The 25,909-nt window shown below is 65.4% G+C and carries 28 protein-coding genes, 2 pseudogenes and 1 other annotated feature; of the genes and pseudogenes, 5 read left to right on the top strand and 25 right to left on the bottom strand.

Features of this window, described 5'->3' with window-relative positions:
- Positions 1-3 precede the first annotated feature (3 nt).
- From lpxD to rpsB, 11 genes are all read right to left on the bottom strand, one after another.
- On the bottom strand, positions 4-1,023 hold the full coding sequence (gene lpxD, locus PA01_12290) for a UDP-3-O-(3-hydroxymyristoyl)glucosamine N-acyltransferase (protein ID KON79332.1): 1,020 nt from the start codon (positions 1,021-1,023) through the stop codon (positions 4-6).
- Between the two features lie 12 nt (positions 1,024-1,035).
- Positions 1,036-1,539 (bottom strand): OmpH family outer membrane protein, encoded by a 504-nt coding sequence (locus PA01_12285; protein KON80317.1) that lies wholly within the window; start codon positions 1,537-1,539, stop codon positions 1,036-1,038.
- A 115-nt stretch (positions 1,540-1,654) separates the two neighbouring features.
- Positions 1,655-3,955, bottom strand: coding sequence for an outer membrane protein assembly factor BamA (gene bamA / locus PA01_12280; protein ID KON79331.1), 2,301 nt, complete (start codon positions 3,953-3,955; stop codon positions 1,655-1,657).
- A gap of 7 nt (positions 3,956-3,962) precedes the next feature.
- Positions 3,963-5,327 (bottom strand): RIP metalloprotease RseP, encoded by a 1,365-nt coding sequence (rseP, locus tag PA01_12275; GenBank protein ID KON79330.1) that lies wholly within the window; start codon positions 5,325-5,327, stop codon positions 3,963-3,965.
- Positions 5,324-6,535, bottom strand: coding sequence for a 1-deoxy-D-xylulose-5-phosphate reductoisomerase (ispC, locus tag PA01_12270; GenBank protein ID KON80316.1), 1,212 nt, complete (start codon positions 6,533-6,535; stop codon positions 5,324-5,326). Before ispC ends, rseP begins: the two co-directional genes overlap by 4 nt.
- Before the next feature lie 2 nt (positions 6,536-6,537).
- The gene (locus tag PA01_12265) at positions 6,538-7,365 is read right to left on the bottom strand and encodes a phosphatidate cytidylyltransferase (protein KON79329.1); all 828 of its coding nucleotides are present in this window, start codon (positions 7,363-7,365) and stop codon (positions 6,538-6,540) included.
- Complete coding sequence (gene uppS, locus PA01_12260) at positions 7,358-8,149, bottom strand: polyprenyl diphosphate synthase (protein ID KON79328.1); 792 nt, start codon at positions 8,147-8,149, stop codon at positions 7,358-7,360. Before uppS ends, PA01_12265 begins: the two co-directional genes overlap by 8 nt.
- 46 nt (positions 8,150-8,195) lie before the next feature.
- Positions 8,196-8,753 carry a ribosome recycling factor gene (frr, locus tag PA01_12255; protein ID KON79327.1) on the bottom strand — a complete coding sequence of 186 codons (558 nt, stop codon included), beginning with the start codon at positions 8,751-8,753 and terminating at the stop codon, positions 8,196-8,198.
- 10 nt (positions 8,754-8,763) lie between these two features.
- The gene (gene pyrH / locus PA01_12250) at positions 8,764-9,480 is read right to left on the bottom strand and encodes a UMP kinase (GenBank protein ID KON79326.1); all 717 of its coding nucleotides are present in this window, start codon (positions 9,478-9,480) and stop codon (positions 8,764-8,766) included.
- A gap of 10 nt (positions 9,481-9,490) precedes the next feature.
- A complete protein-coding gene (tsf, locus tag PA01_12245; protein ID KON79325.1) occupies positions 9,491-10,381 on the bottom strand; it encodes a translation elongation factor Ts in 891 nt (296 codons plus the stop codon).
- A 52-nt stretch (positions 10,382-10,433) separates the two neighbouring features.
- Positions 10,434-11,189, bottom strand: coding sequence for a 30S ribosomal protein S2 (rpsB, locus tag PA01_12240; GenBank protein KON79324.1), 756 nt, complete (start codon positions 11,187-11,189; stop codon positions 10,434-10,436).
- 362 nt (positions 11,190-11,551) lie between these two features.
- On the opposite strand from rpsB, the gene map reads away from it, so the two are divergent.
- Both map and PA01_12230 read left to right on the top strand, forming a co-directional pair.
- Positions 11,552-12,376 carry a type I methionyl aminopeptidase gene (gene map / locus PA01_12235; protein KON79323.1) on the top strand — a complete coding sequence of 275 codons (825 nt, stop codon included), beginning with the start codon at positions 11,552-11,554 and terminating at the stop codon, positions 12,374-12,376.
- A 7-nt stretch (positions 12,377-12,383) separates the two neighbouring features.
- Positions 12,384-14,972, top strand: coding sequence for a [protein-PII] uridylyltransferase (locus tag PA01_12230; GenBank protein ID KON79322.1), 2,589 nt, complete (start codon positions 12,384-12,386; stop codon positions 14,970-14,972).
- 406 nt (positions 14,973-15,378) lie between these two features.
- Here PA01_12230 and PA01_12225 read toward each other — a convergent pair whose 3' ends face one another.
- From PA01_12225 to PA01_12195, 7 genes are all read right to left on the bottom strand, one after another.
- Positions 15,379-16,083: a nucleotidyl transferase AbiEii/AbiGii toxin family protein gene (locus PA01_12225; protein KON79321.1), complete on the bottom strand. Its 705-nt coding sequence runs from the start codon at positions 16,081-16,083 to the stop codon at positions 15,379-15,381.
- Positions 16,083-16,577, bottom strand: coding sequence for a helix-turn-helix domain-containing protein (locus PA01_12220; GenBank protein KON79320.1), 495 nt, complete (start codon positions 16,575-16,577; stop codon positions 16,083-16,085). Before PA01_12220 ends, PA01_12225 begins: the two co-directional genes overlap by 1 nt.
- A 149-nt stretch (positions 16,578-16,726) precedes the next feature.
- Positions 16,727-18,274 (bottom strand): O-antigen ligase family protein, encoded by a 1,548-nt coding sequence (locus PA01_12215; protein ID KON79319.2) that lies wholly within the window; start codon positions 18,272-18,274, stop codon positions 16,727-16,729.
- Positions 18,271-18,669 (bottom strand): VanZ family protein, encoded by a 399-nt coding sequence (locus PA01_12210; GenBank protein ID KON80315.2) that lies wholly within the window; start codon positions 18,667-18,669, stop codon positions 18,271-18,273. Before PA01_12210 ends, PA01_12215 begins: the two co-directional genes overlap by 4 nt.
- A 31-nt stretch (positions 18,670-18,700) precedes the next feature.
- Complete coding sequence (locus PA01_12205) at positions 18,701-19,036, bottom strand: H-NS histone family protein (GenBank protein KON79318.1); 336 nt, start codon at positions 19,034-19,036, stop codon at positions 18,701-18,703.
- Between the two features lie 172 nt (positions 19,037-19,208).
- Positions 19,209-19,700, bottom strand: a complete 492-nt coding sequence (locus PA01_12200; GenBank protein ID KON79317.1) for a GNAT family N-acetyltransferase — start codon at positions 19,698-19,700, stop codon at positions 19,209-19,211.
- On the bottom strand, positions 19,697-19,984 hold the full coding sequence (locus PA01_12195; GenBank protein KON79316.1) for a DUF1778 domain-containing protein: 288 nt from the start codon (positions 19,982-19,984) through the stop codon (positions 19,697-19,699). Before PA01_12195 ends, PA01_12200 begins: the two co-directional genes overlap by 4 nt.
- Before the next feature lie 358 nt (positions 19,985-20,342).
- On the opposite strand from PA01_12195, the gene PA01_12190 reads away from it, so the two are divergent.
- The 3 genes from PA01_12190 (at position 20,343) to PA01_12175 (ending at position 22,006) form a co-directional block, all read left to right on the top strand.
- The gene (locus PA01_12190; GenBank protein KAI5912305.1) at positions 20,343-20,465 is read left to right on the top strand and encodes a hypothetical protein; all 123 of its coding nucleotides are present in this window, start codon (positions 20,343-20,345) and stop codon (positions 20,463-20,465) included.
- Between the two features lie 48 nt (positions 20,466-20,513).
- Positions 20,514-21,736, top strand: a protein-coding gene (locus tag PA01_12180; GenBank protein KON79314.2) for an IS3 family transposase whose coding sequence is annotated in 2 segments (ribosomal slippage) — positions 20,514-20,796 and positions 20,796-21,736 — 1,224 coding nt in all. Because the reading frame shifts where the segments join, the coding sequence is not laid out codon by codon here.
- Positions 20,792-20,908 (top strand) — a sequence feature (AL1L pseudoknot). (Overlaps the previous gene by 117 nt.)
- 60 nt (positions 21,737-21,796) lie before the next feature.
- Positions 21,797-22,006, top strand: a complete 210-nt coding sequence (locus PA01_12175; protein ID KAI5912304.1) for a hypothetical protein — start codon at positions 21,797-21,799, stop codon at positions 22,004-22,006.
- 38 nt (positions 22,007-22,044) lie between these two features.
- Here PA01_12175 and PA01_12170 read toward each other — a convergent pair whose 3' ends face one another.
- From PA01_12170 to PA01_12140, 7 genes and pseudogenes are all read right to left on the bottom strand, one after another.
- Positions 22,045-22,305: a putative toxin-antitoxin system toxin component, PIN family gene (locus PA01_12170; protein ID KAI5912303.1), complete on the bottom strand. Its 261-nt coding sequence runs from the start codon at positions 22,303-22,305 to the stop codon at positions 22,045-22,047.
- Positions 22,305-22,541, bottom strand: coding sequence for a hypothetical protein (locus PA01_12165; GenBank protein ID KON79313.1), 237 nt, complete (start codon positions 22,539-22,541; stop codon positions 22,305-22,307). Before PA01_12165 ends, PA01_12170 begins: the two co-directional genes overlap by 1 nt.
- Positions 22,542-22,790: 249 nt before the next feature.
- Complete coding sequence (gene vapC, locus PA01_12160) at positions 22,791-23,192, bottom strand: tRNA(fMet)-specific endonuclease VapC (protein KON79312.1); 402 nt, start codon at positions 23,190-23,192, stop codon at positions 22,791-22,793.
- Positions 23,192-23,425 (bottom strand): AbrB/MazE/SpoVT family DNA-binding domain-containing protein, encoded by a 234-nt coding sequence (locus tag PA01_12155; GenBank protein ID KON79311.1) that lies wholly within the window; start codon positions 23,423-23,425, stop codon positions 23,192-23,194. Before PA01_12155 ends, vapC begins: the two co-directional genes overlap by 1 nt.
- A gap of 147 nt (positions 23,426-23,572) precedes the next feature.
- A complete protein-coding gene (locus tag PA01_12150; GenBank protein KON80314.1) occupies positions 23,573-24,064 on the bottom strand; it encodes a GDP-mannose mannosyl hydrolase in 492 nt (163 codons plus the stop codon).
- Positions 24,065-24,069: 5 nt separating this feature from the next.
- A pseudogene (locus tag PA01_12145) lies at positions 24,070-25,283 on the bottom strand (glycosyltransferase WbuB).
- A pseudogene (locus PA01_12140) lies at positions 25,283-25,891 on the bottom strand (NAD-dependent epimerase/dehydratase family protein). Before PA01_12140 ends, PA01_12145 begins: the two co-directional pseudogenes overlap by 1 nt.
- Positions 25,892-25,909 lie beyond the last annotated feature (18 nt).

The raw sequence follows: 25,909 nt of genomic DNA, 5'->3' as shown, positions 1-25,909 counted from the left end.
CATTCACCGAGCTTTGCGTTCTTTGTGTTCTTCAAGGGCGCGTATTCTATCGACCAGCGCATCCAGGTGGCGCAGGTGGGCGAAGTTTTTCACCCACTCGGCGTGGCCCTGCACCGGCAGGTTCGCGGTGTAGACGCCGCGCCGACGGATCGACTTGGTCACCAGCGTGCCCGCCGAAACCACCACGTCATCGACGATGTCGAGGTGCCCGATGATGCCGGCCTGGCCGCCGATCATGCAGCGCGCGCCGATCGTCGTGCTGCCGGCAATGCCGACGCAGCCCGCGATCGCGGTGCGCGCGCCGATGCGCACGTTGTGACCGATCTGGATCTGGTTGTCCAGCTTGACGCCGTCGCCGATGACGGTGTCGTCGAGTGCGCCGCGGTCGATCGTCGTGTTGGCGCCGATCTCGACGTCGTCGCCGATGACGACGCGGCCGACCTGCGGGATCTTGACCCAGCTGCCGTCGCGCTCGCGCGCGAAGCCGAACCCGTCCGCGCCGATCACCGCGCCGGCATGCACGATGCAGTCGCGCCCGACCACGCAGTCGTGGTAGATCGTGACATTGGCGTTGAGCCGGGAGCCTGCGCCGATGCGGGCGCCGCGCCCGATGCGGCAGCCCGGACCGATGACGACGTGCTCGCCGAGCTCGACGTCGACGTCGATCGACGCGCCGGCCGCGACGCTCACCGAAGCCGGAACGGGACTCGCGACGCTCGCCGCGGGATGCACCCCAGGCACGAACGCTTCGGGCGGGTTGAACAGCTGCGCGACGCGCGCGAAATAGATGTACGGGTCGGCGGTGACGATGCGCGGCAGCGCGGTCAGGTCGCGCGCGGCGGGCGCGAGGATGACCGCGGACGCGCCGCACGCGGCCAGCCGCGACTGGTATTTCGGATTCGCGAGGAACGCGAGATCGCCTTCGCCGGCCTGCTCCAGCGTCCCGACCCGACGCACCGGCGTTGCCGGATCCCCCAGCAGTTCGCCGCCGAGGCGCTCGACGAGTTCATCGAGGCGGAACATCGAACGCTGCGCTTACTTGCTGTCCGCCAGCGCCTTGATCACCTTGTCGGTGATGTCGATGCGCGGGCTCGCGTAGACGGCTTCCTGCAGGATCACGTCGTATTTCTCGGCTTCGGCGATCTGCTTGACGGCGCGGTTGGCGCGGTCGAGCACCGACGCGAGCTCCTCGTTGCGGCGCTGGTTCAGGTCTTCGCGGAACTCGCGCTGCTTGCGCTGGAAGTCCCGGTTCAGGTCGTTGAACGAGCGTTCCTTGTTGCGCCGGTCGGTTTCGGCCATCGTCACGCCGTTGCGTTCGAGATCTTCCTGCAGCGCCTGCAGTTCCTTGCCGAGTCGCTGAAGCTCCTGGTCACGCTTCTCGAACTCCTTCTCGAGACGCTGCTGCGCGCGCACTGCCGGCGCGGCTTCGCGCATCACCCGGTCGGAATTGACGAAGCCGAGCCTGGACTCGGCCAGGGCGGCGGGCGCGGCAACGCTCAGCAGCGCAGCGGCAAGAACGGTCAGGGTCGTAACTTTCACATCTTTCTCCAACGGAATCCGGTAGATCTGGTTCTCTCGAGAAAACGCCGGGCCGTCCCGGGTTTTCCTGTCCCCCTCGCGGGGCGGAAACGGCCAGGCCGTTTCCCGGGGGCGCTCAGAAGACCGAGCCCAACTGGAACTGGAATTTCTGCAGTTCGTCGGTTTCCTTCTTCTTCAGCGGAAGACCGAAACTGAACTTGAGCGGGCCAATCGGGGAACTCCACGAGAACGCCAGCCCTGTACTGTAGCGCAGGTCGGCGGCCTTCACCTTGTCGCCCTCGCTCCACACCGAGCCGACGTCGAAGAAGGCCGACATGCGGAACGAGCGGTCCCTGCCGGTGCCCGGCAGCGGGAAATAGAATTCGGCGTTGCCGATCACGCGCCGGTTGCCGCCGAGCGCATCTTCGCTGATCGGATCCTTCGGGCCGATCGAGCTCTGGTCGAAGCCGCGCACCGACCCGATGCCGCCGGCGTAGAAGTTCTTGTAGAACGGCAGCGGCTTGCCGCCGTACCCCTTGCCCCAGCCCAGATCGGTGTTGAGCATCAGCGCGTAGTCGCGGCCGAACGGGAACCAGTGCTGGTACTGGTAATTGAGCTTGTAGTAACGAAGCGCGCCGGGCGGGATGCTCAGCTCGCCGAAGACGCGCTGGTAACTGCCCATGCGCGGATAGAACGTGCTGTCGCGCGTGTCGCGGGACCAGCCGGCCGTCGCCACGAGGCTGGTCACCGAGTCGCAGTCGAAGTCGTCCTTGTTGGGGTCGCAGAAGTCGAGGTACTGCTGCGGGCTCTCGTCGAACGTCGTGATGACAGTGCGATCGACGGCGAGGCCGAAGTTGATCGAGTCGTCTTCGGCGATCGGGTAGCCCATGCGCAGCCCGGCGCCCGACGACACGGTCTTGTACGGCGCGACCGACAGCGATTCCGACGGATCGTAGGTGCGGTGATAGACGTCCCAGCCGAGGCTCAGGCCGTCCTGCGTGAAATACGGGTTGGTGAAGGACAGCGCGTAGGTGCGGCTCGATTCGCTGGTATTGAGCGCGAGCGTCAGCGCGTTGCCGCTACCGAACAGGTTCTGCTGCGACACCGACGCCGAGAGCACGACGTTTTCCGAGCTCGAGAAGCCGACGCCGAGCGTCAGGTTGCCGGTCGGGCGCTCCTTGACGTTGAAATTGACGTCGACCTGGTCGGTCGTGCCGGTCACCGGCGGCGTCTCGACGGTCACTTCCTCGAAATGCCCGAGCCGGTCGATGCGGGTGCGCGACCGGTTGATCTCTTCGGCGTCGTACCAGGCGCCTTCCATCTGGCGCATCTCGCGCCGCACCACCTCGTCGCGCGTCTTCGTGTTGCCGCCGACGTTGATGCGCCGGACATAGACGCGGCGACCCGGGTCGACGAAGATCGTGAACGCGACTTCGCGCTTTTCCTTGTCCACTTCCGGCGATGCATTCACGTTGGCGAACGCGTAGCCTTCGTTGCCGAGACGGTCGGCGACCGCTTTCGTCGTCTCGGTCAGCTTTTCGCGCGAGAAGATCTCGCCCGGCTTGATCGCCGCCAGCTTGCGGTATTCCTCTTCGGGCAGGATCAGGTCGCCGGCGAAGCGCACTGCCGAGACGGTGTAGCGCTCGCCTTCGGTGACGCTCACCGAGATGTAGATGTCCTTCTTGTCGGGCGTGATCGAAACCTGCGTGGAATCGATGTTGAAGTCGAGATAGCCGCGATTGAGATAATACGAACGCAGGTTCTCGAGGTCCGCGGCGAGCTTCTGGCGTGAATACTGGTCGTTCTTCGTGTACCAGGTCAGCCACCCCGGCGTGGTCAGCTGGAAAAGGCCGAGCAGCTCGGAATCCTTGAACGCCTTGTTGCCGATGATCTCGATCTGGCGGATTTTCGCCACCTCGCCCTCATCGACCTTGAAGTTCAACCCGACGCGGTTGCGCTCGAGCGGGGTGACCGTCGTCTCGATCACCGCGGCATATTTGCCGCGACTCAGGTATTGCCGCTTGAGCTCCTGCTCCGCGCGTTCGAGCAGCGAGCGGTCGAAGATCCGCGATTCGGCGAGGCCGACTTCGCGCAGCCCCTTCTTCAGCGCTTCCTTGTCGAACTCCTTGACCCCGACGAAGTCGATCTGGGCGATCGCCGGACGCTCGTCGACGAGCACCACCAGCACGTCCCCTTCGACCTCGATCCGCACGTCCTTGAAAAACCCGGTGGCAAAGAGACCGCGAATCGCCTCGGCGGCCTGCGCTTCGGTGAAGGTCTCTCCGACCCGCACCGGAAGGTAGTTGAATACCGTTCCGGCTTCGGTTCGCTGGATCCCTTCGACCCGGATGTCCTTGACAACGAAAGGCTCGAACGCATGCACCGGCGCGACGGCGAACAGGGCCGTCAACAGCCCGGTGAGAAGCTTGTGTTTCATCAGGGATTCAGCCAGAAATGAGACGTGTTATGTCGTTGTAAAAGGCGAATGCCATCAACATTGCAAGCGCAACCAGGCCGATTTGCTGGCCGATCTCCATCACGCGCTCGGGAATTGGGCCGCCCTTGATAATTTCGATCACATAATACAGCAAATGCCCGCCATCCAGCACCGGGATGGGCAGCAGGTTCAGCACCCCCAGGCTGATGCTGATCAGCGCGACGAACTTGAGGTAATGGCTCAATCCGAGCTGGGCCGACTGCCCGGCATAGTCGGCGATCGTCACCGGTCCGGAGAGGTTTTTCCACGACACTTCGCCGGTCAGCATGCGCCCCATCATCTTGAGGCTCAGCACACTGGTTTCCCAGGTCTGGGCCATCGCCTTCGACAGCCCGTCGATCGGGCCGTAGCGCACGACTGCGAACATCTCCTCGCGCCCGCCCGGCGGCTCGGCGACCGCGACGCCGATTTTTCCGACGCGCTCGCCCCGGTCCTCCGACACCTCGGGCACGAGCGTCGTGTCGACCGGCGTGTCGCCGCGCATCAGCCGCACCGGCAGCGATTCACCGGGCGAGCTGCGCACCCGCTCGACGAAGTCGACCCACGACGTGACCGGCTCGCCGGCGAGCGACACGAAACGGTCGCCTTCCCTGATGCCAGCCGCGGCCGCCGCGCCGTCCGGGATGATCCGGCCGACCACCGGCGGAATCAGCGGGCGCCACGGGCGCAGGCCGATCTTCGCGATCAGGTCGCTCTCGCCGTCGTCGACCTCGACGCCGGACAGGTCGAGCGTGCGCTGCGCCTCGCCGCCTTCGGCAGTACGCACCTGCAACGTCACTTCGCGCGCGTCGAGCGCGTGGCGCAACAGCACCCAGCGCAGCTCGGGCCAGCTGCGCACCGCTTCGTCATCGACCGCGGCGACGAGATCGCCTTCGCGCACGCCCGCCGACGCCGCGATGCTCGGCCCGTCGGTCAGCGCGAGCCGCGGCTTGAGCTCCTCGGCGCCGGTCGCGAACAGGCCCCAGTACAGCACGATCGCGAGCAGGAAGTTGGCGAGCGGTCCGGCTGCGACGATCGCAAAGCGCCGCCATACCGACTGGCGGTTGAACGAGCGGTGCAGCTCGGCCGGGGGGACTTCGCCTTCGCGCTCGTCGAGCATCTTCACGTAGCCGCCGAGCGGGAACGCGGCGATCACCCATTCGGTGCGATCGGCGCCGGCGGTCCAGCGCAGCAGCGGGCGGCCGAAGCCGATCGAGAAACGCAGCACTTTCACGCCGCACGCGCGCGCGATCAGGTAATGGCCCAGCTCGTGAGCGAGGATCAGCAGGCCGAGCGCGAGAACGAACGGGATCAGGTATTCGAGAATGTTCATGGAGTCGTCTGTCGGGCGAGGATTTCACTTCGCGCGACTTCACGTGCGCGCGCATCGGCATCGAGGATTGCCTCGATGCAATCGACCGACAGATCGCGCGCGCGTTCGAGCGTCGCCGCAATGATGTCGGGGATGCGCGTGAATCCCACCCGGCGCTCGAGGAACGCGGCGACCGCTTCCTCGTTCGCGGCGTTGAGCACGGCCGCCGCCGCCCCGCCTTCGCGCAGCGCGTCGTACGCGAGCGCCAGGCACGGAAAGCGGACAAAGTCCGGGCGCTCGAAGTTCAGCCGGCCGATCTCGAACAGATCGAGCGCGCGCACGCCGGCGTCGATGCGTTCGGGATAGGCCAGCGCATGCGCGATCGGCGTGCGCATGTCGGGGTTGCCGAGCTGCGCGAGCACCGAGCCGTCGGCATATTCGACCATCGAATGGATGACGCTCTGCGGATGCACGACGACTTCGATCGCCTCCGGCGGCACCGCGAACAGCCAGTGCGCCTCGATGACTTCGAGCCCTTTGTTCATCATCGTCGCCGAGTCGACCGAGATTTTTCGCCCCATGACCCAGTTCGGATGGGCGCACGCCTCGTCCGGCGTGACGTCGGCGAGGCTCTCGAGCGAGCGCTCGCGAAACGGACCGCCCGAGGCGGTCAGCAGGATGCGCCGCACGCCGCAACGCTGCGGGTCGCGCGCGTAGCCCTGCGGCAAAGCCTGGAAGACCGCGTTGTGCTCGCTGTCGATCGGCAGCAGCTCGGCGCCGCTCGCCGCCACCGCCTGCATGAAGAGCCGCCCGGACAGCACCAGCGCCTCCTTGTTCGCGAGCAGCACGCGCTTGCCGGCGCGCGCCGCGGCAAGCGCCGGCGCAAGGCCCGCGGCGCCGACGATCGCCGCCATCACCGCGTCCGTGTCGGGGTGCGCCGCGACATCGACGAGCGCCGCCGCACCGGCGAGCACTTCCGTCGCCGAACCGGCGGCTTTCAGGCGCTGGCGCAGATCGGCCGCCGCGCCCGCATCGACGAGCACCGCGAAGCGCGGCGAAAAGCGCAGGCACAGCTCGAACAGACGCTCGACCTGGATCTGCGCGGTGAGCGCGAACGCCTCGAAGCGATCCGGGTGACGGGCGAGCACGTCGAGCGTGCTCATGCCGATGGAACCGGTCGCGCCGAGCACCGTGACGCGTTGCAGACGGGGGGGAATCGGGTCAGGCACGATCAAAGAGCCAGCCATAAAGCTGCCAGACCGGCCAGCGGAAGAGTTGAGGTCAGGCTGTCGATGCGGTCGAGGATGCCGCCGTGCCCGGGCAGCATGCTGCCGCTGTCCTTGACGCCCGCCTGACGTTTGAGCAGCGACTCGAAAAGGTCGCCGAGGACGCCGACCGCGGTGAACGCGGCGAGCAGCGGAACCACCAGCCACACCGTGGGCGCGTCGAGCATCGACGGCGCGTTCGCAGCCAGCACGATCAGCGCGAACACCAGCACGCCGGCAACCGCGCCGCCGGCCCCTTCCCAGGTCTTGCCCGGACTGATCGCCGGCGCGAGCTTGTGGCGACCGAATGCGCGCCCGGTGAAATAGGCCGCGATGTCCGACACGAACGTCGCCGCCATCACCGCCAGCAGCAGCCACGGACCGAGCATGCGCAGGTGCGCGAGCGCGAGCGCCGGCGGCAACAGCACGACGAGGCCGACGATGACCGTGCCGGCCGTGCCGGTGATGCGCCATTTTCTCGCCAGCCACACCGGCACGACGGCGACCCAGAACATGGCGCTCGCGAAGTACAGCGCCGCGAGCCCGCCCGCCGCGGAGGCGGCGTCGCCGGCGAGCCCGCTCATCGCGCCGGTCAACAGACAGGCGACGCCCATCAGCGCCGCGAACACGCTGCGCGGGCCGACGGCAAAGCCGCCGAGGCCGCCCCACTCCCACGCCGCTGCCGCGCAGATGACCGCGGCGAGCGCGAGCCAGCCCCACGGCGGCAGCAGGAAAATCCCCGCCAGCAGACCCGCCAGCAACACCAGCGCCGTGATGACGCGCGTTCTAAGCATGGCCGCCGGACGGAGAGACCACGCCTTCGGCCTGATTGAGCTGCTCGCTGGTCCGCCCGAAACGGCGCTCGCGCGCCTGGTACGAGCGGATCGCCTCGTCCAGCGCCGCGACGTCGAAATCGGGCCACAACGTATCGGTGAAATAAAGCTCGGAATAGGCGAGCTGCCACAGCAGGAAATTGCTGATCCGCTGCTCGCCGCCGGTGCGGATGAAGAGGTCCGGCTCCGGGCCGTAGTTCAGCGACAGCTCGGCGGACAGATCCTCTTCGGTGAACCCTTCGCGCCGCTCGGGGTGCTTTGCCAGCATCCGCGTCATCGCCTGCAGGATGTCCCAGCGGCCGCCGTAGTTCGCGGCGATCGTCAGGGTCAGCTTTTCGTTCGCGGCGGTGCGCTCCTCGGCGCGGCGGATCATGTCGACGAGCTTCGGATCGAAGCGCGACAGGTCGCCGATGACGCGAAAACGGATGCCGTTGTCGTGGAGCCGGTCGACTTCCTTCTGCAGTGAACGCATGAACAGCTGCATCAGGAACGACACCTCGTCGGCCGGGCGGCGCCAGTTCTCGGAGCTGAACGCGAACAGCGTGAGGTAGGACACGCCGCGCTCCATGCACGTGCGGATCACGCTGCGCACCGATTCGACGCCGCGGCTGTGGCCGGCGACGCGCGGCATGAAGCGCTTGCGCGCCCAGCGGCCGTTGCCGTCCATGATGATCGCGATGTGGCGGGGAATGCCCGACACCGCCGGGACGTCGCGAGTCGAACTGATGAAGGATGATTCCGTCATGATGCGTCTCCCGCGGCTCGTCCGGACTGGAGGTGATCCGGAAGGATCAGAGCTGCATCAGTTCCTGCTCTTTTTGCGCGAGCAGCTTGTCGATCTCGGCGATGTACCGGTCGGTGAGCTTCTGGATGTCTTCCTGGGCGCGGCGATCGTCGTCCTCCGAGATCGTCTTGTCCTTGACCGCATCCTTGAGGTGCTGGTTGGCGTCGCGGCGCAGGTTGCGGATCGCGACTTTCGCCGCCTCGCCTTCGTGGCGGACGACTTTCGTCAGGTCGCGGCGGCGCTCTTCGGTCAGCGCCGGCATCGGCACGCGGATGATGTCGCCCTGGTTCGCGGGATTGAGGCCGAGGTCGGAGTCGCGGATCGCGCGCTCGACTTTCTGCACCATCGGCTTTTCCCACACCTGCACGCCGATCGTCCGCGCGTCGACCAGCGTCACGTTCGACACCTGGTTGATCGGCACCATGCTGCCGTAGTACTCGACCATGACGTGGTCGAGCAGCCCGGTGTGGGCGCGGCCGGTGCGCACTTTCACGAGGTCGGCCTTGAGCACCTCGATCGACTTCTGCATCTTCTGCTCGGTCGTCTTCTTGAGTTCGGGGATCATCGTCGAGTCCTCACGAATGGACCAGCGTGCCTTCGTCCTCGCCGAGCACGACGCGCTTGAGCGCGCCCGGCTTGAAGATCGAGAACACGTTGATCGGCAGTTTCTGGTCGCGGCACAACGCAAACGCGGTCGCATCGAGAACGGCCAGATTGCGGCCGATCGCTTCGTCGAAACTGATGCGGTGATAGCGCTGCGCCTCGGGGTCCTTCTGCGGGTCGGCGGTATACACGCCGTCGACTTTCGTTGCCTTCAGCACGATCTGCGCGGCCATCTCCGACCCGCGCAGCGCGGCCGCGGTGTCGGTCGTGAAGAAGGGGTTGCCGGTGCCGGCAGCGAAGATCACGACGCGGCCTTCTTCCATGTGCCGGATCGCGCGGCCGCGGATGTACGGCTCGACGACCTGATCGATGCGCAGCGCCGACTGCACGCGCGCCTCGACTCCGGCACGACGGAACGCGTCGGCGAGCGCCATCGCGTTCATCACCGTCGCCAGCATGCCCATGTAGTCGGCAGTGGCGCGGTCCATGCCGGACGCGGCACCTTTCATGCCGCGAAAGATGTTGCCGCCGCCGATAACCACGCCGATCTGCACGCCGAGGCGACTGACCTCGGCGATCTCGGCGACGATGCGGCTCACCACATCCTCGTTGATGCCGTACGAGTCGTCCCCCATCAGGGCCTCGCCGGACAGCTTCAACATGATGCGCTTGTAGGCGGCGACACTCATCTTGCAGCCCTTACTTCTGCGCCGCGGCGGCGGCCTGCGCAGCCACTTCGGCGGCGAAGTCGGACACTTTCTTCTCGATGCCTTCGCCGACGACGTACAGCACGAAGCTCGCCACCGACGCGTTGCGCGACTTCAGCAGGGTTTCGATCGTCAGCTTGTCGTCCTTGACGAACGGCTGGCCGAGCAGCGTCACTTCCTTGAGGAACTTCTGCACCGTGCCTTCGGCGATCTTCTCGAGCATCGCTTCCGGCTTGCCGGCTTCGCGCGCCTTCTCGATCGCGATGCGGCGCTCGGTGTCGATCAGCTCGGCCGGGATCTCGGACGCCATCAGCGCCTTCGGCTTGGCCGCGGCGATGTGCATCGCCAGGTCCTTGCCGAGCGCCTCATCGCCGCCGACGAGGTCGACCAGCACGCCGATCTTCGCACCGGCGTGGATGTAGCTCGACACTGCGCCTTGCGCGTCGATCCGCGTGAAGCGGCGGATCGTGATGTTCTCGCCGATCTTGCCGACGAGCGCGGTGCGCACCTGCTCGACCGTCTGGCCGTCGAGCTCGAGCGCGCCGATCGCGGCGACATCGGCCGGATTGCGCGTCGCGACCAGCTCGGCGACCGCAGCGGCGAACGCGAGGAAGTCGTCGTTCTTCGCGACGAAGTCGGTCTCGCAGTTCACTTCGACCAGCGCGGCGAGCTTGCCGTCGGCCGACTGGTAGGTGGCAACGATGCCTTCGGCGGTCACGCGGGACGCCGCCTTGCTCGCCTTGCTGCCGAGCTTGACGCGCAGGATTTCCTCGGCCTTGGCCAGGTCACCTGCGGCTTCGGTCAGCGCCTTCTTGCATTCCATCATCGGCGCGTCGGTCTTCTCGCGCAGTTCCTTGACCATGCTTGCGGTAATTTCCGCCATGCTAACTCCTGTATTCGGTATTCAATTCGACGCGATCAAAGGCCGGCAGGGCTCAGGCCTGCTCGTCCGAACCGTCTTCCTCGACTTCGACGAACTCGTCCGAGCCCGCTGCGACGACGTCCTGCAGCGCCTGGCTGCGGCCTTCGAGCACCGCGTCGGCGACGCCGCGGGCATACAGGCGAATCGCGCGCGACGAGTCGTCGTTGCCGGGGATCACGTAGTCGATGCCGTCGGGCGAATGGTTGGTATCGACGACGGCGACGACCGGGATGCCGAGCTTCTGCGCTTCGGTGATCGCGATCTTGTGGTAGCCGACGTCGATGACGAACAGCGCGTCGGGCAGGCCGCCCATGTCCTTGATGCCGCCGATGCTCTTCTTCAGCTTGTCCATTTCGCGCGTCGCCATCAGCGCTTCCTTCTTGGACAGGCGCTCGATCGAGCCGTCCTCGACCATCCCTTCCATTTCCTTGAGGCGCTTGATCGACTGCTTGACCGTCTTGAAGTTGGTCAGCATGCCGCCGAGCCAGCGCTCATCGACGAACGGCATGCCGGCGCGGCGGGCTTCCTCGGAGACGATCTCGCGCGCCTGGCGCTTCGTGCCGACCAGCAGGATCGTGCCGCGATTGGCCGCGAGCTTGCGCACGTAGTTCATCGCTTCGTTGTACTTGCCCATCGTCTTCTCGAGGTTGACGATGTGGATCTTGTTGCGCTGGCCGAAAATGTACGGGGCCATGCGCGGATTCCAGAATCGGGTCTGGTGGCCAAAGTGGACGCCCGCTTCGAGCATCTGACGCATCGTGACAGTCATTTGAAACTCCGGATTTTCAGGGTTGAACCGCCGCCCGGCACGGTCGCCCGTTCGCGAATATCGACAAAAAAATCGACAAATACTCGCAAACGCTCGCGGATTTCTCCGCGATCTTTCGGCAACCTAAAACCGCCACGGGGCACGTGCCCCGATCCGGCGGACCCTTTCGGTACGATGCCGGGCGTGTGGATTTTGCCCGCCTCGGTCGGCAGACAAGCCCGAGATGATATCAGCTATGCCATTGCGCACTCAAGGTGACTTCGCGCTTGCCTCGCGCCCGCGCGCCTCCGGCGGGGCAGCATGAATTTGCCGCGCGTTCGCGCATGCGCTAGCCTTTCTCATTTACACGCGACCCCACGGAAATGAGCATCACAATAAAGACGCCGGAAGAAATCGGGAAAATGCGCGTCGCCGGCCGACTCGGCGCGGAAGTCCTCGACTACATCGCGCCCTACGTCCAGCCGGGCGTGACGACCGGAGAACTCGACCGCCTGTGCCACGACTATATGGTCAACGTGCAGCACACGATCCCCGCGCCGCTCAACTACGCGCCGCCCGGCTACCCGCCCTATCCCAAGTCGATCTGCACGTCCGTCAATCACCAGATCTGCCACGGCGTGCCGGGGGACAAGGCGCTGAAGAAAGGCGACATCGTCAACCTCGACATCACCGTCATCAAGGACGGCTACCACGGCGACACCAGCCGCATGTTCATCGTCGGTGGCGACGGTTCGATCCTCGCCAAGCGCCTGTGCCAGGTGACGCTCGAATGCCTGTGGCTCGGCATCTCGGTCGTGCGCCCCGGCGCGCGGCTCGGCGACATCGGCCACATCATCCAGAAGCACGCCGAGAGCAACGGCTTTTCCGTGGTGCGCGAATTCTGCGGGCACGGCATCGGCCTGAAGTTCCATGAAGAACCGCAGGTGCTGCACTACGGCAAGGCCGGCACCGGCATCGAGCTGCGCCCCGGCATGACGTTCACGATCGAGCCGATGATCAACGCCGGCAAGGCGGCGATTTCCGAGCTTCCCGACGGCTGGACGATCGTCACGAAAGACCGCAGCCTGTCCGCGCAATGGGAGCACATGGTGCTCGTCACCGACACCGGCGTCGAAGTGCTGACGCTCTCGGCGGGCTGTCCTCCACCGCCGGCGCTCGTCGCGCCGCTGTTTCCGGCGCTGGCCTGAGGCGCGAATGAGCACCGCGGCGATCCCCACGGACGCGGCGGTCCAGGCCGCGATCGGCGACGCGCGCGCCCGCCTCGCCGACGGCAGCATGCGCATCCGCATGGCCTACGAGGCCCATCCGGCGACCTCCACCGTCCTGAAAGGTCGCGCCCACCTCGTCGACGAGACGATCCACCGCCTGTGGCGCGGCTGCGCGATGCCGGCCGACGTCGCGCTGCTCGCGGTCGGCGGCTACGGCCGCGGCGAGCTCTTCCCGTGCTCCGACGTCGACCTGATGGTGCTGCTGCCCGACAGCGCCGACGACGCGATGCAGGCGCGCCTGTCGGTGCTGCTCGGCGCGCTGTGGGACGTCGGGCTCGAGATCGGCCACAGCGCGCGCACCGTCACCGAAGCGATCGACGCCGCCGAACAGGACATCACCGTCCAGACGAACCTGCTCGAATCGCGCCTGCTCGAAGGCAACCGGCCGCTGTTCGAGGAATTCTGCCGGCGCTATCGCGCGCTGCTCGACGTGCGGGTGTTCTTCAAGGCCAAGCAGCTCGAACAGGAAAAGCGCTACGCGCGCTACAACGACACCCCTTACGCGCTCGAACCGAACTGCAAGGAGAGTCCGGGCGGACTGCGCGACCTGCAGATGCTCGGCTGGATCGCGCGCGCGGCCGGGCTCGGGCGCAACTGGCGCGACCTCGCGCGGCGGCGGCTGATCACCGGCGCGGAAGCGCGCGACCTGCGCAGCATCGAACGTTTCCTCCAGCACGTGCGCATCCGCCTGCACTACCTCACCGGGCGCGGCGAAGACCGGCTGCTGTTCGACTACCAGGAAAGGCTCGCCAGCGCGCTCGGCATCGAAGCGACCACCGCCAAGCGCGCCTCCGAAGTGTTCATGCAGCGTTACTACGTCAACGCGAAGAAGGTCACGCAGACCAACACGATCCTGCTGCAGAACTACGGCGTCGAGATCTTTCCGCGGCGCGCCGGCGCGGCGATCGTCATCAACGAGCACTTCCAGGCGGTGCGCGAGCTGCTCGACATGCGCGAAGACGACACTTTCGCCCGGCACCCGTCAGCGCTGCTCGAGTGTTTCCTGATCCTCCAGCAGCGCTCCGAGCTCAAGGGCATGACGGCGCGCACGCTGCGTGCGCTGTGGCTCAACCGCAAGCGCATCAACGCCGCGTTTCGCGCCGACCCGCACAACCGCGCGCTTTTCGTCACGATGCTGCAGCAAAAGCGCGGCATCGTGCATGAGTTCCGCCGGATGAACCAGTACGGCATCCTCAGCGCCTACCTGCCCGCGTGGCGGCGCATCGTCGGGCAGATGCAGCACGACCTGTTCCACGTCTACACCGTCGACCAGCACATCATGATGGTGCTGCGCAACGTACGCCGCTTCACGATGGGCGAGCACGCGCACGAATATCCGCTGATGACGCAGCTCATCATGTCTTTCGACCGCCACTGGCTGCTGTACGTCGCCGCGCTGTTCCACGACATCGCGAAAGGCCGCGGCGGCGACCATTCGAAGCTCGGCACGGTCGACGCCCGCGAATTCTGCGAGCATCACCACTTCGCCCGCGAAGACGCCGATCTCGTCGTGTGGCTCGTCGGCCATCACCTGACGATGTCCCACTTCGCGCAGAAGGAAGACACCTCCGACCCCACTGTCATCGGGCGCTTCGCCGAGACGGTCGGCACCGAGCGGCGGCTGATCGCGCTGTATCTGCTGACGCACGCCGACATCCGCGGCACCAGCCCTAAAGTCTGGAACGGCTGGAAAGGCAAGCTCCTCGAAGACCTGTTCTTCGCCACGCGGCGGCTGCTGCGCGGCGCAACACCGCAGGAGGCGCTCGGGCTCGACGACCGCCAGCAAGACGCGCGCGCGCTGCTGCGCTATCACGGGCTGCGGCCCGGCGTCGAGGACGCGCTGTGGGCCCAGCTCGACCCGGTGTATTTCATGCGCCATTCGGCCGAAGAGATCGCGTGGCACAGCCGCACGCTGTATTACCGCCCCGCCACACTCGAGCCGGTCGTCAAGGCGCGCGTCACCGACGTCGACCAGGGCGTGCAGGTGATGGTGTTCACGCACGACCAGAAGGATCTGTTCGTCCGCCTGACCGGGTTCTTCGGCCGCCTCGGCTTCTCGATCGTCGACGCCAAGGTGCACACCACGCGCCACGGCTACGCGCTCGACAGCTTCATGCTGCAGGATCCGGGCAACGCCGAGCATTACCGCGACGTCATCACGCTGATCGAGCACGAGCTCAGCGAACGCCTGAAAAACTCCGCCCCGCCCGACCGCCCGTCCGCCGGCCGGCTGTCACGCCAGGTGAAGCATTTCCCGATCACCCCGCGCGTCAGCATCCTGCCCGACGAGTCCGGCAAGCACTACATCCTGTCGCTGACCGCCGCCGACCGCCGCGGGCTGCTGTTCGCCGTCGCCGAAGTGCTCGCGCAAAACGGCATCGTCCTGCACACCGCGAAGATCGCCACACTCGGCGAACGCGTCGAAGACACGTTCCTGCTCAGCGGCAACGGGCTGTCGCAGGATGCCCGCGTCGTCAAGATCGAACGCGAACTGCTGCAGCGGCTGCACATCTAGCAGCGCGGACGAGCCTGCGGCGTTCGCAGCGCCATCCGCACGGCATTGCGACTATGAAGACGGCAATCAAAGACAAGCATTCGCCCTGAGCCCCCGAGCTTGTACCCCCGTTCGCCCTGAACCCCCGAGCTTGTACACCCGGTCGCCCTCAATCCGACAGCACCCGCTGGGTCTCGCCGGTGGGCGCAGTTATCGTCCCATGTTGGCATCGGCGTCACGAGCGATAGCGCGTGTTTTGCGCCTCGGGAGACGCCCCCGCAGCCCGGCCTCGCAGCGATCAGAACCCAGAGGCCAATCCGCCGAAGCAAGCAACTCAGGCAGCTCTGCCGCACGCCCTTGCGGGGGAAGAAATCGAGTCTGACCCCAGGGCACACCGTTTGGCATAGACCCCGCCGGGAAGGGCGGATCAAGGCAGCACGCGTCGCAGTCTACGGACTTTCTGCCACAACTCTGCTTTCGGCGTCGTCATCGCCATTGCCTGCATGCAGCGCTCCAGCCATCCCCGTCGAGTCTGCATGCTGTCGATTGCTTTCTCCAGATCGAGCAGGATCGATTTGCCATAAGCTCCCTCGGCCTTGGTAATGGCCTGTCGGAGCAATCCAAGAGCTGGGGCCATCATGGCCAGATCAATCAGATCCCGGCTAAAAACTCCGTCATCCATCCATCTGTCGGAGTTTGCGAGCAATTTGCTTGCCATCATGTCGAGCGGCGTCAATAGGGCGATACCGCAGACTTCATCGTCCACGCCGGGCGCCGCCAACAAGATGCGCCCTTCCAGCACGATCTCGAACTTGATCCGCTGATCGGCCACGGCAAGCTGAGTTCGTATCCCATACTGATCAGTTCTCACATCCCCGATCTGCTCGAATGCGCCCCCCCCCTCTGATGCGAGCGCCAGAACACCGCGGGGACCGGTCAGCAACGATCGCAGGTTGCGATAGCTCGGGAGATCCGAAACGAGAAAGTCGATGTCGACCGACTCACGGAACTCACCATAGCGCAGCGCAATCGCCGTGCCGCCGCCAAACAAGCATTGGTTTTGCTTGAGAAGCGGCCCGTCGAGCGATTCAAGGACCTGCGCGATATGTCGATGGTGAAGGCGTTCAAACATCACTCGACGGCCCTCCCTTTGGTGAACGCGACACGAAGCGAATCGATCAGATCCCGCTCGCGCTGCGCCATGTGCGCGAAGTCCAAGTGGCGCCGGTTACGCTCGTAGATCCCGAATGCTTCGCTTGGCGTCAGGTAGTCCGTCCCGTGCACCTGCCAGGCAACTTGCTTCAGCTGCGGGTAGTCGTCAAGACAAACGCGTGCTGGTAACCACCCTTTGCCGCCCGTCGTCTGCTCCGGAAGCACGGCCGCGTTCGCGAGCGTCACGATGTCGACATCGAGACCGAGGGCCGACAGCGCGTTCATGTAAGCCCCCATGGTTACAGACGGCTCGCCCTTTTCAATCCTGTGCAATGTCACGCGAGACATTCCGGCCGCCTCGGCAGCCGCGGTAGCGCTCACGCGTATCGACTTGCGATGTTCGCGAATCTTTTGGCCAACTCGCTTGAGCTTCTCGGCGGCAACGATTGAAGGTGCGGGTGGTTTTGCGGGCATAGTGTTTCTCATTGTTATCGATTCGCCCGCGTTGTCAACAATGAGAAACAGATTCCCCCGAGTCGGCGGCGAGACTCAGTTCACACGGGATTCACAAGTCGCACAAGAACCTGCTGAGTGCCGACACAGTTCTCTGATTGCCTCCACGCTCAATCCGCAAACGGATTGGGCCTCACTGCCGCGCCGGCCTCTGCCGCGCGGATTCCCGGCGGCACGACGGGCTCGGCCCTCGTCTGCGCGGCGACCGGTTCCGCAACCGCTGCCGGTCGGCGGCGCTCGCCGCGCCGGCGCTCCCGCTCACGCTCGCCAGGGTGGAAGAACACCGCGGCGAGGAATGCGAAGTACATCGTATTCGCGGGAATGCGCAGGTTGTAGTCGGTCAACCCGAACAGCCCGATCAGCAGCACGCCGACCCCGGCGCCGACCTGCATCATGTGCAGCGGCCGCCAGTTGCGCACCGCCCACACTGCGCGCCAGCGCAGCAGGTAGAGCACCGCCAGCGTCAGCATCAGCACCAGCGCCGGCACGCCGCCTTCCATCCACCACTCGGCGAAGTCGTTATGCGCGTGGTTGATGTAGACCTCGCCGCCGATTTCGTTCGGATGGAACGCCCGGATCACCGCCGGAAACGTGCCGATGCCGCTGCCGAACGGGAAGAACGCCGACGCCGCTTCCAGCGTCGCGTCGAGCATCGGCCAGCGCCCGTCCTGCGTCGCGTCCTGGCCGAAGCGCGCGAACACCGGCGAAAGCCCGACCGCCACGGCCAGCGCGACCCCCAACGCCGACACCGCGCCGACCATGCGCGTCGCGAAACCGGCGCCGAAATTGCGCATCAGCACGACTGCCGACAGCACCACGCCGACCATGCCGACCGCGATCCCGGTGCGTGAGCGCGCGAACACGATGCCGAGCAGCAGCGCGATGCACACTGCCGCATACACAACCGTGCGATTCATCTCGCCTTCGCCGCCGACGAGCGCCTTGAGCCGGTGCAGCGCCCCGCCGCGCCGCTGGCGATGGCCCGCCGATTCGTCCAGCGAAAAGATCGTCGACGCGAGCAGCGCGAGGCCGATCGGCAGCGCCATCACCAGCAGGCCCGCGAAGTGACTGTGATTCGCATAGGTGCCGATCGCGCTGTCGCCGTGAGTCCTGTATCCAAAGCGCAGTGCCGACTCTGGCCCGCCCCCATATTGAATCAACCCGAACACCGCCTCGAACACCGCGACTGCGACAAACACCATCACCAGCCGCCGCACCTGCGCCTCGCCCAGCCCGACGACGACCAGGAACACCGCCAACGGCGGCAGCAGCGCCCACAGCGCCTGCTCGGTGAGATAAGGCACTGCCGACAGCGCAAGCCATTCCGGCGCCGCGCCCACCTCAGTCTGCGCGACGGCATACGGCCCGTGCCCGGGCAGCGCCGCCCCGAATTCGAACGGCAGCGGCGCGAGTTGCAGCAACGGCACGGCGACGACCATCGCCAGCGCCAGCAGCAACGGCCGCGAGAGCCGCGCCATGAACACCGGCCGCGCCACCGCGCCCGACAGCAGCAACAGCGCGAGCAGCTCCAGCGCGAGCAACGCCAGGGGCCGGTTCGCCCCGCGCACCAGCGGCGCGAACACCAGCATCAGCGCTGCGACCCACACCGCCCAACCCCCCGAGCGCTGCCCGGCCCCATCCATCGTCAAACCATTCATCCGATTCCAACCTTCCGACCTTCGCGCATCCCCGCCCGCCGCTGCCAGTGCAGCACCGCGAGCGCCAGCGCGATCCCGGCCAGATCCGCCAGCAAGTCCTCGACCCCTGCGACCCGCCCCGGCAGCGAACTCTGATGCAGCTCGTCGGCGATGCCGAACAGCGCCGCAACCCCGCCCGCCCAAACCGGCGGCAGCGAAAAACCGCGCGCGAGCGACAGCGTCAGCACCCCGAACACCGCCACATGCGCGAGCTTGTCCCACGGCGCCGGGATCAGCCCTGCCGCCTGCGGCTGGCTGCCACCGACGAAGAGCGCGACCAGCACCGCCACCGCGGCGAGCCTCGACAGCAGCTCGCCGCCGCGGCGCGTCGCGCCAAACTCCACTCCGGATTTCACTGCATTCGATCCGCGCCGCGAACGCAATTCATCAGACCTGCGCCTCTTCGTCCGCAATCAGGAACGCTTCCTTCGCCTTGCCCGCGTCCAGCTCGGCCTTCAGCCACTTCGGCATCACGCCGCGCCCGGACCAGCTCGCGCCGGTGGCCGGGTTGCGATATTTCGCCTTGACCGCTCCGCGCTTGCCCGTGGCCGGTTTCACGGCACGCGCGGCGCCGCCAAAACCCAGATCGGCCGCGCTCAGGTTGTAGTCGGCGATCTTCTGGCGGATGTCGGCGATCACGCCAGTGATCTCGGCCTGCCGAATCTCTTCGGCCTGCTGCTTGAGCGCTTCGATCTGCGCGAGGATTTCCTGATACGTGCTCATTGCGCCTGCTCCCTTTATGTTGTTCTCGAATTTTCGACCGGCGCGAGCATATCCCAACATCGCGGCAAAATCGGTGACCGGCGACGATTTCCCCCCAGAAACGCCAGCGCGCACCCCGGTCCCCGAGACATTGGAGTCTGACCCCAATGGCAGTGACCCCAATCGCAGGGCCTTACAGCCCCTCGCGCAGATCGGCAATGGTGGCCATCAGAGTCATGGGATCGAGGGGAGACGGGTCGAAGCCAGCACGCTCGTAAAATGCTCGAGCGCTCTCCGACAACGCATGAACGATCATTCCACGAATACCAATGGCGTCGGCTGCGGCAAGCACGCGCAAACATGCATCACGCACCAGGGCACGACCGATGCCCCCGCCCGGTAGCGATTGGTCGATGGCAAGCCGTCCCAGTACCACCACGGGAATGGGATCGGGCATGTTGCGTCGCAGGCGACCTGTGGCGACTTCCGCTGCGACCGCGCTGGACGCCAGCGCGTAGTAGGCAAGCACCCGTTTGCCTTCGCAAACCACGAAAGTGCGTGACGCACCGCTGGCCTGGTTTTTCAGGGCGCGCTGTTTGAGCCAGTGATCCAGACTCTCGACGCCGCAGGCAAATGCGCTGGTGTCGTGGTGCGCAGCCAACGGTTCTGGCGCGGTCAGACTCACCGCTTGTCCCAGGGGGCCGGTGTCTGCAAAGTCTTTTTCAGTCGCGGATTGAGTGCAGGGGACCGATCCAGGCGCTCGATAAACTCGGCATAGGCCTCTTCACTGACCACGAACAAAGCCTGATCCAGCAGCGCCTCTTCGGCTGCATTGCGTGCCGCGTCCAAGATGAAGTCGGTGCGGTTCTTGCCCCGCACCTTGGCCGCGCGGTCAATCAAACTGCGCACTTCGGGCTTGATGCGCAGGTTCAGAGTGTCGCGTTTGGCGGTGGAATTGACCCCAGACATGATCGTCGTTCCTTTTGCTTGAAGGTTGCCAGTATAGGAATACGTAGAGGCATTGTCATTACATTCATTATCGTGTGCGCGCCGTGGGAGAGCTCTCAGAGGCTGAGAGTTTTTCGTTTTCCGTCACAGAAGCGAAACCGACGGATGGCTGGCATAACGTCTGCGACGTGCAGACGCATCGTGCCGCCGATGCGCGTGATCGGCGCTGAAACAGCTCACCCGATCAGCAGCTCGATGTACGCCTGATAGCTATAGCTACGGTTCTTCTTCCGTCCCGTCATTTCGGTCACGATGCCCAGGTCCGCGAGCACCTTCACGGCGGCGCTGGCCTGAAGGCCGAGGTTTCACGGGAATTCCGATGAAAGCGATCGTCGTTGGAATCATGCCGCAAGAACGTATTCGTGAGCGGGTATTGGCCATCGCTCGCGGTGAGTACCAGCCCAAAGCGACGGAACCCAAGATCTGGTTCACGTCGATGTGAATCGCCCCGGGTTTCGCGGAGGCTCCAACTCTTGAGAAGATGGAGCCCATGAAGAAGACAACAAAATTTTCCCCCGAGGTCGTCGAGCGCGCCGTGCGTATGGTGTTCGAGGCCAAGGATCAGTACGAATCCCAGTGGGCGGCGATCGTCTCGATCGCGGCAAAGATTGGCTGCACGGCGGAAACGCTGCGCCGTTGGGTTCGCCAACACGAGCGCGACACGGGCCAGCGTGAGGGGCTCCCGAACGCCGAGCAGCAACGCATGAAGGAGCTCGAGCGCGAGGTCCGCGAGCTGAAGAAGGCCAACGAGATCCTGCGCCTGGCCAGCGCGTATTTCGCGCAGGCGGAGCTCGACCGCCGCAACAAGTGATGAACGGTTTCATCGACACGCACCGCGAGCGCTTCGGGGTCGAGCCGATCTGCAAGGTGCTGCAGGTTGCCCCGTCGGCCTATCGACGCGCGGTGGCGCGCCGGCGCGATCCGGCTTTGCGCTGTTCGCGAGTCCGCCGCGACGAGGTGCTGGAAGCTCACATCGAGCGGGTCTGGCAGGCGAATTTGCAGGTGTATGGGGCGCGCAAGGTCTGGCGGCAGTTGCGCCGCGAAGGCCTCGAGGTCGCCCGCTGCACCGTCGAACGACTGATGCGGACAAAAGGACTGCGCGGGGCCATGCGTGGCAAGGCCGTGCGAACCACCCGGCCGGATCTTGCTGCGCCTTGTCCGCTCGATCGCGTCAATCGACAGTTCGCTGCGCAGCGCCCGAACCAACTCTGGGTCTCCGACTTCACGTATGTCTCGACCTGGCAGGGTTTCGTGTACGTCGCCTTCGTCATCGACGTCTTCGCTCGCTACATCGTAGGCTGGCGCGTCAGTCGGTCCATGCATACAGAATTCGTCCTCGACGCCCTGGAGCAGGCCCTGTGGGCGCGCCAACCCGAACGTAATGCTTTGATTCATCATAGCGATCGCGGCTCGCAGTACGTCTCGATCCGATACAGCGAGCGATTGACGGAAGCCGGCATCGAGCCCTCGGTCGGCAGTCGTGGCGATAGCTACGACAATGCGCTGGCCGAGACCATCAACGGGCTTTACAAGGCAGAAGTGATCCACCGGCGCGGGCCCTGGAAAAGCGTCGAAGCGGTCGAGCTGGCCACCCTCGAATGGGTCTCCTGGTTCAACCACCACCGGTTGCTGGAGCCGATCGGGTACCTTCCTCCAGCCGAGGCTGAGGCAAACTATTACCGCAGTCGAACTGAGCAGGCCGTCGCTGCCTGACTCAAACAAAACGGCCTCCGCGAAACCCGGGGCGATTCAATGCGGTCATTGGCAGAGGTCTTGAGTGACGAGAACCGGGCATTGCTCAAGGTCATTCAGGAAGCCAAACCTCAATCAATTTCTTCCTTGGCCGGGATGACCGGGCGCAAGCCGGGCAACCTCTCGCGCACTCTCAAAACGATGTCGAACTATGGCTTCGTAGAAATGAAACGTGAAAACAAGCATATACGTCCGATTGCCAAAGCGACGGAATTCAGGATCGTGGCTTGAGGGCTGAGGGATGCCCAGAATTTTGGCGAGCTGCTGCGTCAGGTGCCGGTGCGGATGATGTCGCCAATCTTGCTCGTCAGGTGTGCCTTAACGTACATCGCCTCGGCAAGGCCATGGGCGCGGCGCAACCTGGGGCGCAGCAACACCGCGCGGTATTCAGTCAGCACGGCCGGCGACAGCACATAGAGCAAACCGCCGTCCAGCATGGCGTCGAGAATTCTCGCTGTCGGGCTTGTCGGCTCGCCGCTGATCAGACCGGCAACGAGGACATTGGTATCGATGATGAATAGCGGCTGCATCAGGCATTGCGTACTGCGCGCGCTTCTTCGACCGCCAGGTCCGTGGCCTCGCCCTCGGACAACGTCGACCGGCTGCGCGCTTGGGCGACGAGTTCCCGGGCACTTTCGACGGGCTTGATACCCCGCAACACAAGGCTTTCCTCGATGATCTTCGTGATCGAGCGCCCTTGACGTGCGGCAGTCTCCTTCCGCGCCCGATGGCGTGAATCTTCCAGGGTGATGGTGATACGGCTCATTGTGGTTTCCTCCGTGCCGGGTAGCCATGGCTTGATATTGGTAGGACCAACGCACCAAAACATCAAGACATCCCGATTTGTGATAAGGGTCGACGCCCGTTCGAAGGCGCGCGGAATCGCATTTGTCACCCGATACCGCTTCCACATCCGCCAGCTTCAGGCCGGGGTTCAGTGACCATGTCGCGGGCGCCCACCAAGAGGCCCAAGCAGTGAGCAAACGAAAGACCAGACCCCACCTACCCTCTGCCCTCAGGCTGCCCAGTTAGCCAACTGTAATGCTTCCACTCGCTCGAACTCGCGCAAGTTGTTCGACACGAGCGTCAAACCCTCGCTGCGTGCGTGGGCTGCAATGTGCAGATCATTGACACCGATTGTCTGCCCGCGAGACTCCAGTTGGGCGCGGATGTTGCCATAGTGCATTGCGGCTTTCGGGCCGTAGGACAGCACCTCGAGGCGACTGCAGAAGTCCTCGACAGCGGCAAGCGAACGCGCTGGCGCGTTGCTTTTCTCGGCGCCGTGCATCAACTCCGCGAGGGTAATCGACGAGATCGCCAGATGCCCCGCGTTCTCGTTGAATAGCGCCAGTGCCGACAGCGGCCGGCGCTTGATCACGTAGATCACGATGTTCGTGTCGAGCAGGTAGCGCAGCATCAGAGTGCTTCGCGTTCCGGCTGTTCCTGGCTGGCGCGGGTTTCCATGAAATCGTCGGCAACCTGCGGCCCGTTGATGAAGAACGAATCCCAGGTGTGGCCTATCGGCGCGATGATTCGTTCCAACCCGCGGGCCCGGACATCCACGCGCTTGACGTTCGCGGGCAAGCGCATGTCTGCCGGCAGTCGCACGGCCTGGCTGCGATTGTTCGTGAAGACGGTGCTTGTAGTCATGGATGTCTCCAGTTCATCGATTGGGATACGGCAAGAGTATATCCCGCGCCGCGTCATGCGTCTGTTCCGGCTCGGAGTCGGCGCGTCGTCAGTCCTGTCGGAGCGGCGCCGTCCCCGCCCGATCGCCTGCACCCGCAGCCCCACGCATCACCGCCCAGGCGTGTCCATCACATACGCCCGCGTGTTCCCATGCACCACCGCGCTCGCGCGCATGTCGGCCGGCCGCCACCAGCGATAGCGCCCGTGCTGCGCCTCGGGCGGATTCAGTACGACCGAATCCGCCACCCCCAGCCGGTACGCCAGCACCACGTAATGGGTATCCGGGGCACCGTGCGGATCGGCCGGGCCCGCTTCGCCGAACACGCTGTCGCGATAGAAATGCTCGAACACGCCGAGGAAGTTCGCCTCCCCGCGCTCGAACACCTGGCCCAGTTCGGCTTGCGTGAGCCGGCGGAAGGCCGCGTCGAGCGTCTCGTTCTTCAGGACCCGCCCGCCCGGCACGAACCAGCAGCCCTGCGCCGGGCGGTTGCGGCGTTCGCCGAGCAGGATCTCGCCCGCGGTGTTCTCGACCACCAGATCGATCGAAACCAGCGGCGTCGAGGCGACCACGATGCGAAAAGTTTCGCCACTCAGCCACATCGCATTCACAGCTCCGCCAGAAAGCGTTCCAGGATACGGTCCTTGTCGAGGAACTCGCCGGCGTAGGCAGTGGCGACGTCGTTGAACCGGGGCATCGCGAGGCAGCGCTCGATGCCTTCGATCAGCGCAGTCACCGATTCGGGTTCCGCCCGCACCGCGATGCCTGGATGCTCGGCGCACAACCGGCCGAGCGTGGTGTCGGCATCGGCGGTGATGACCGCGTTGCCGCCCACGGCGAGGATGTTGGTCAGCTTGGACGGCAGCACCGCGTCGGCCGCGCCGCGTTTCTGGATGACCAGATGGCAATCCGCGGAGGCGAGCAGAACCGGCAGCCCTTCATACGGCTGCAACGGCGCGAACCGGACGTTGCGCAACGCCTTGCGCTCGGCCATCTCCACCAGTCCGCGCTTGCCCGCACCTTCGCCGACGATCAGGAATACCAGGTCGTCGCGCTGCTGCAGGCGTTCGGCCGCTTCGATCACGGTTTCCAGGCCCTGTTTCTGACCAATGTTGCCGGAGTACAGCAGCACGCGCTTGTCCGGGTCCACGCCCAGCGTGCGCAACAGCTCAGCGCTGCGCGCGACGTCGCGAAAGCGCGCGGTTTCCGACCAGTTGGGGAAAAAGCGCAGCTTGTCTTCGGCCACGCCTTTCGGCCGGGCGCGCTCGAGCATGCCGCGGGAGATCGTCGATACGCGGTCGAAGCCGCGCAGCAGCGCGCGCTTCATCGCATACGCAAAGCGCTTGAGCCGGCCGCCTTTCGCAATCGACAGGCCGAACAACGCATCCACCTCGTAGTCCTGCACGTGCAGCACGGATTTGGCGCCGGCGAGCTTCGCCAGCAACAGGGCCTGCGGGGCGCAGAACAGCGTCGGCACCACCAGCACCAGCACCACCAGCTCCGGCTTCCAGCGCAGCTGCGCGAGCATGGCCACCGACGACGACAGCGAAAAGCTCGCCAGGTGCAGCAGGCGCTTCAGCGCTGTGGGCTGCGCAGGCACGTACAGCGGGCAGCGCAGCACATCGACCCCGCCTTCGCTCGCCGTCGCATAGCGCCAGCCGCCAAACTGCGGCCACACCTTCCAGTCCGGGTAATACGGCGGCGCCGTCACGACCCGCACTGCCTGGCCGTGGTCCGCGAGCCAGCGCGCCATTTCGCCGCTGTATTTGCCGATGCCGGTCAGTTCAGGCTGTAGTGGATGCCATAGAGCAGGATTCGCATCACGCCGCCCGCGCCTGCTCGACGTTTTCGACATACCAGCCGTAGGCGTCGCGCAGGCCTTCTTCCAGCCCGATGTGCGCCTCCCAGCCCAGCGCCTTGAGCCGCGATACATCGAGCAGCTTGCGCGGCGTGCCGTCCGGCTTGCTGGCGTCGAACGCCAGCCGGCCGCCAAAGCCGGTCACCCGGGCGATCGTTTCGGCCAGCTCGCGGATCGTGCAGTCATGCCCGGTGCCGACGTTGATGTGGCTCAGCATCGGCTGCGTGTGCGCGCGGTAGCGAGCTTCGTCGAGGTCCATCACATGCACGCAGGCGGCCGCCATGTCGTCCACATGGAGGAACTCGCGCATCGGCGCCCCGCTCCCCCAGATCACCACTTCGTCGTCACCGCGCTGCACCGCCTCGTGAAAGCGGCGCAGCAAGGCGGGGATTACGTGCGAGTTTTCCGGATGGTAGTTGTCGTGCGGGCCGTAGAAGTTGGTCGGCATCACGCTGCGGTAGTCGCGTCCGTACTGGCGGTTGTAGCTCTCGCACAGCTTGATGCCGGCGATCTTGGCGATCGCGCAGGGCTCGTTGGTGGGCTCCAGCACGCCGGTCAGCAGCGCCGCTTCGCGCAGCCGTCGAGCATG

It is taken from the genome of Azoarcus sp. PA01 (assembly GCA_001274695.2).
Lineage (GTDB): Bacteria > Pseudomonadota > Gammaproteobacteria > Burkholderiales > Rhodocyclaceae > Aromatoleum.
This window is presented reverse-complemented; position numbering and strand designations above follow the sequence as displayed.

Bases quoted from the DNA above. Each gene is read 5' to 3' on its own strand.
- PA01_12195 (KON79316.1), bottom strand. From the start codon at position 19,984: ATGTCTGGGGTCAATTCCACCGCCAAACGCGACACTCTGAACCTGCGC.
- uppS (KON79328.1), bottom strand. From the start codon at position 8,149: ATGACGGAATCATCCTTCATCAGTTCGACTCGCGACGTCCCGGCGGTG.
- frr (KON79327.1), bottom strand. From the start codon at position 8,753: ATGATCCCCGAACTCAAGAAGACGACCGAGCAGAAGATGCAGAAGTCG.
- PA01_12190 (KAI5912305.1), top strand. From the start codon at position 20,343: ATGAAAGCGATCGTCGTTGGAATCATGCCGCAAGAACGTATTCGTGAG.
- lpxD (KON79332.1), bottom strand. From the start codon at position 1,023: ATGTTCCGCCTCGATGAACTCGTCGAGCGCCTCGGCGGCGAACTGCTG.
- vapC (KON79312.1), bottom strand. From the start codon at position 23,192: ATGCTGCGCTACCTGCTCGACACGAACATCGTGATCTACGTGATCAAG.
- PA01_12165 (KON79313.1), bottom strand. From the start codon at position 22,541: ATGAGCCGTATCACCATCACCCTGGAAGATTCACGCCATCGGGCGCGG.
- PA01_12220 (KON79320.1), bottom strand. From the start codon at position 16,577: ATGCCCGCAAAACCACCCGCACCTTCAATCGTTGCCGCCGAGAAGCTC.
- PA01_12225 (KON79321.1), bottom strand. From the start codon at position 16,083: ATGTTTGAACGCCTTCACCATCGACATATCGCGCAGGTCCTTGAATCG.
- tsf (KON79325.1), bottom strand. From the start codon at position 10,381: ATGGCGGAAATTACCGCAAGCATGGTCAAGGAACTGCGCGAGAAGACC.
- PA01_12205 (KON79318.1), bottom strand. From the start codon at position 19,036: ATGAGCACGTATCAGGAAATCCTCGCGCAGATCGAAGCGCTCAAGCAG.
- PA01_12265 (KON79329.1), bottom strand. From the start codon at position 7,365: ATGCTTAGAACGCGCGTCATCACGGCGCTGGTGTTGCTGGCGGGTCTG.
- rpsB (KON79324.1), bottom strand. From the start codon at position 11,189: ATGACTGTCACGATGCGTCAGATGCTCGAAGCGGGCGTCCACTTTGGC.
- PA01_12155 (KON79311.1), bottom strand. From the start codon at position 23,425: ATGACTACAAGCACCGTCTTCACGAACAATCGCAGCCAGGCCGTGCGA.
- PA01_12215 (KON79319.2), bottom strand. From the start codon at position 18,274: ATGAATGGTTTGACGATGGATGGGGCCGGGCAGCGCTCGGGGGGTTGG.
- bamA (KON79331.1), bottom strand. From the start codon at position 3,955: ATGAAACACAAGCTTCTCACCGGGCTGTTGACGGCCCTGTTCGCCGTC.
- PA01_12170 (KAI5912303.1), bottom strand. From the start codon at position 22,305: ATGCAGCCGCTATTCATCATCGATACCAATGTCCTCGTTGCCGGTCTG.
- pyrH (KON79326.1), bottom strand. From the start codon at position 9,480: ATGAGTGTCGCCGCCTACAAGCGCATCATGTTGAAGCTGTCCGGCGAG.
- PA01_12150 (KON80314.1), bottom strand. From the start codon at position 24,064: ATGTGGCTGAGTGGCGAAACTTTTCGCATCGTGGTCGCCTCGACGCCG.
- PA01_12230 (KON79322.1), top strand. From the start codon at position 12,384: ATGAGCACCGCGGCGATCCCCACGGACGCGGCGGTCCAGGCCGCGATC.
- rseP (KON79330.1), bottom strand. From the start codon at position 5,327: ATGAACATTCTCGAATACCTGATCCCGTTCGTTCTCGCGCTCGGCCTG.
- map (KON79323.1), top strand. From the start codon at position 11,552: ATGAGCATCACAATAAAGACGCCGGAAGAAATCGGGAAAATGCGCGTC.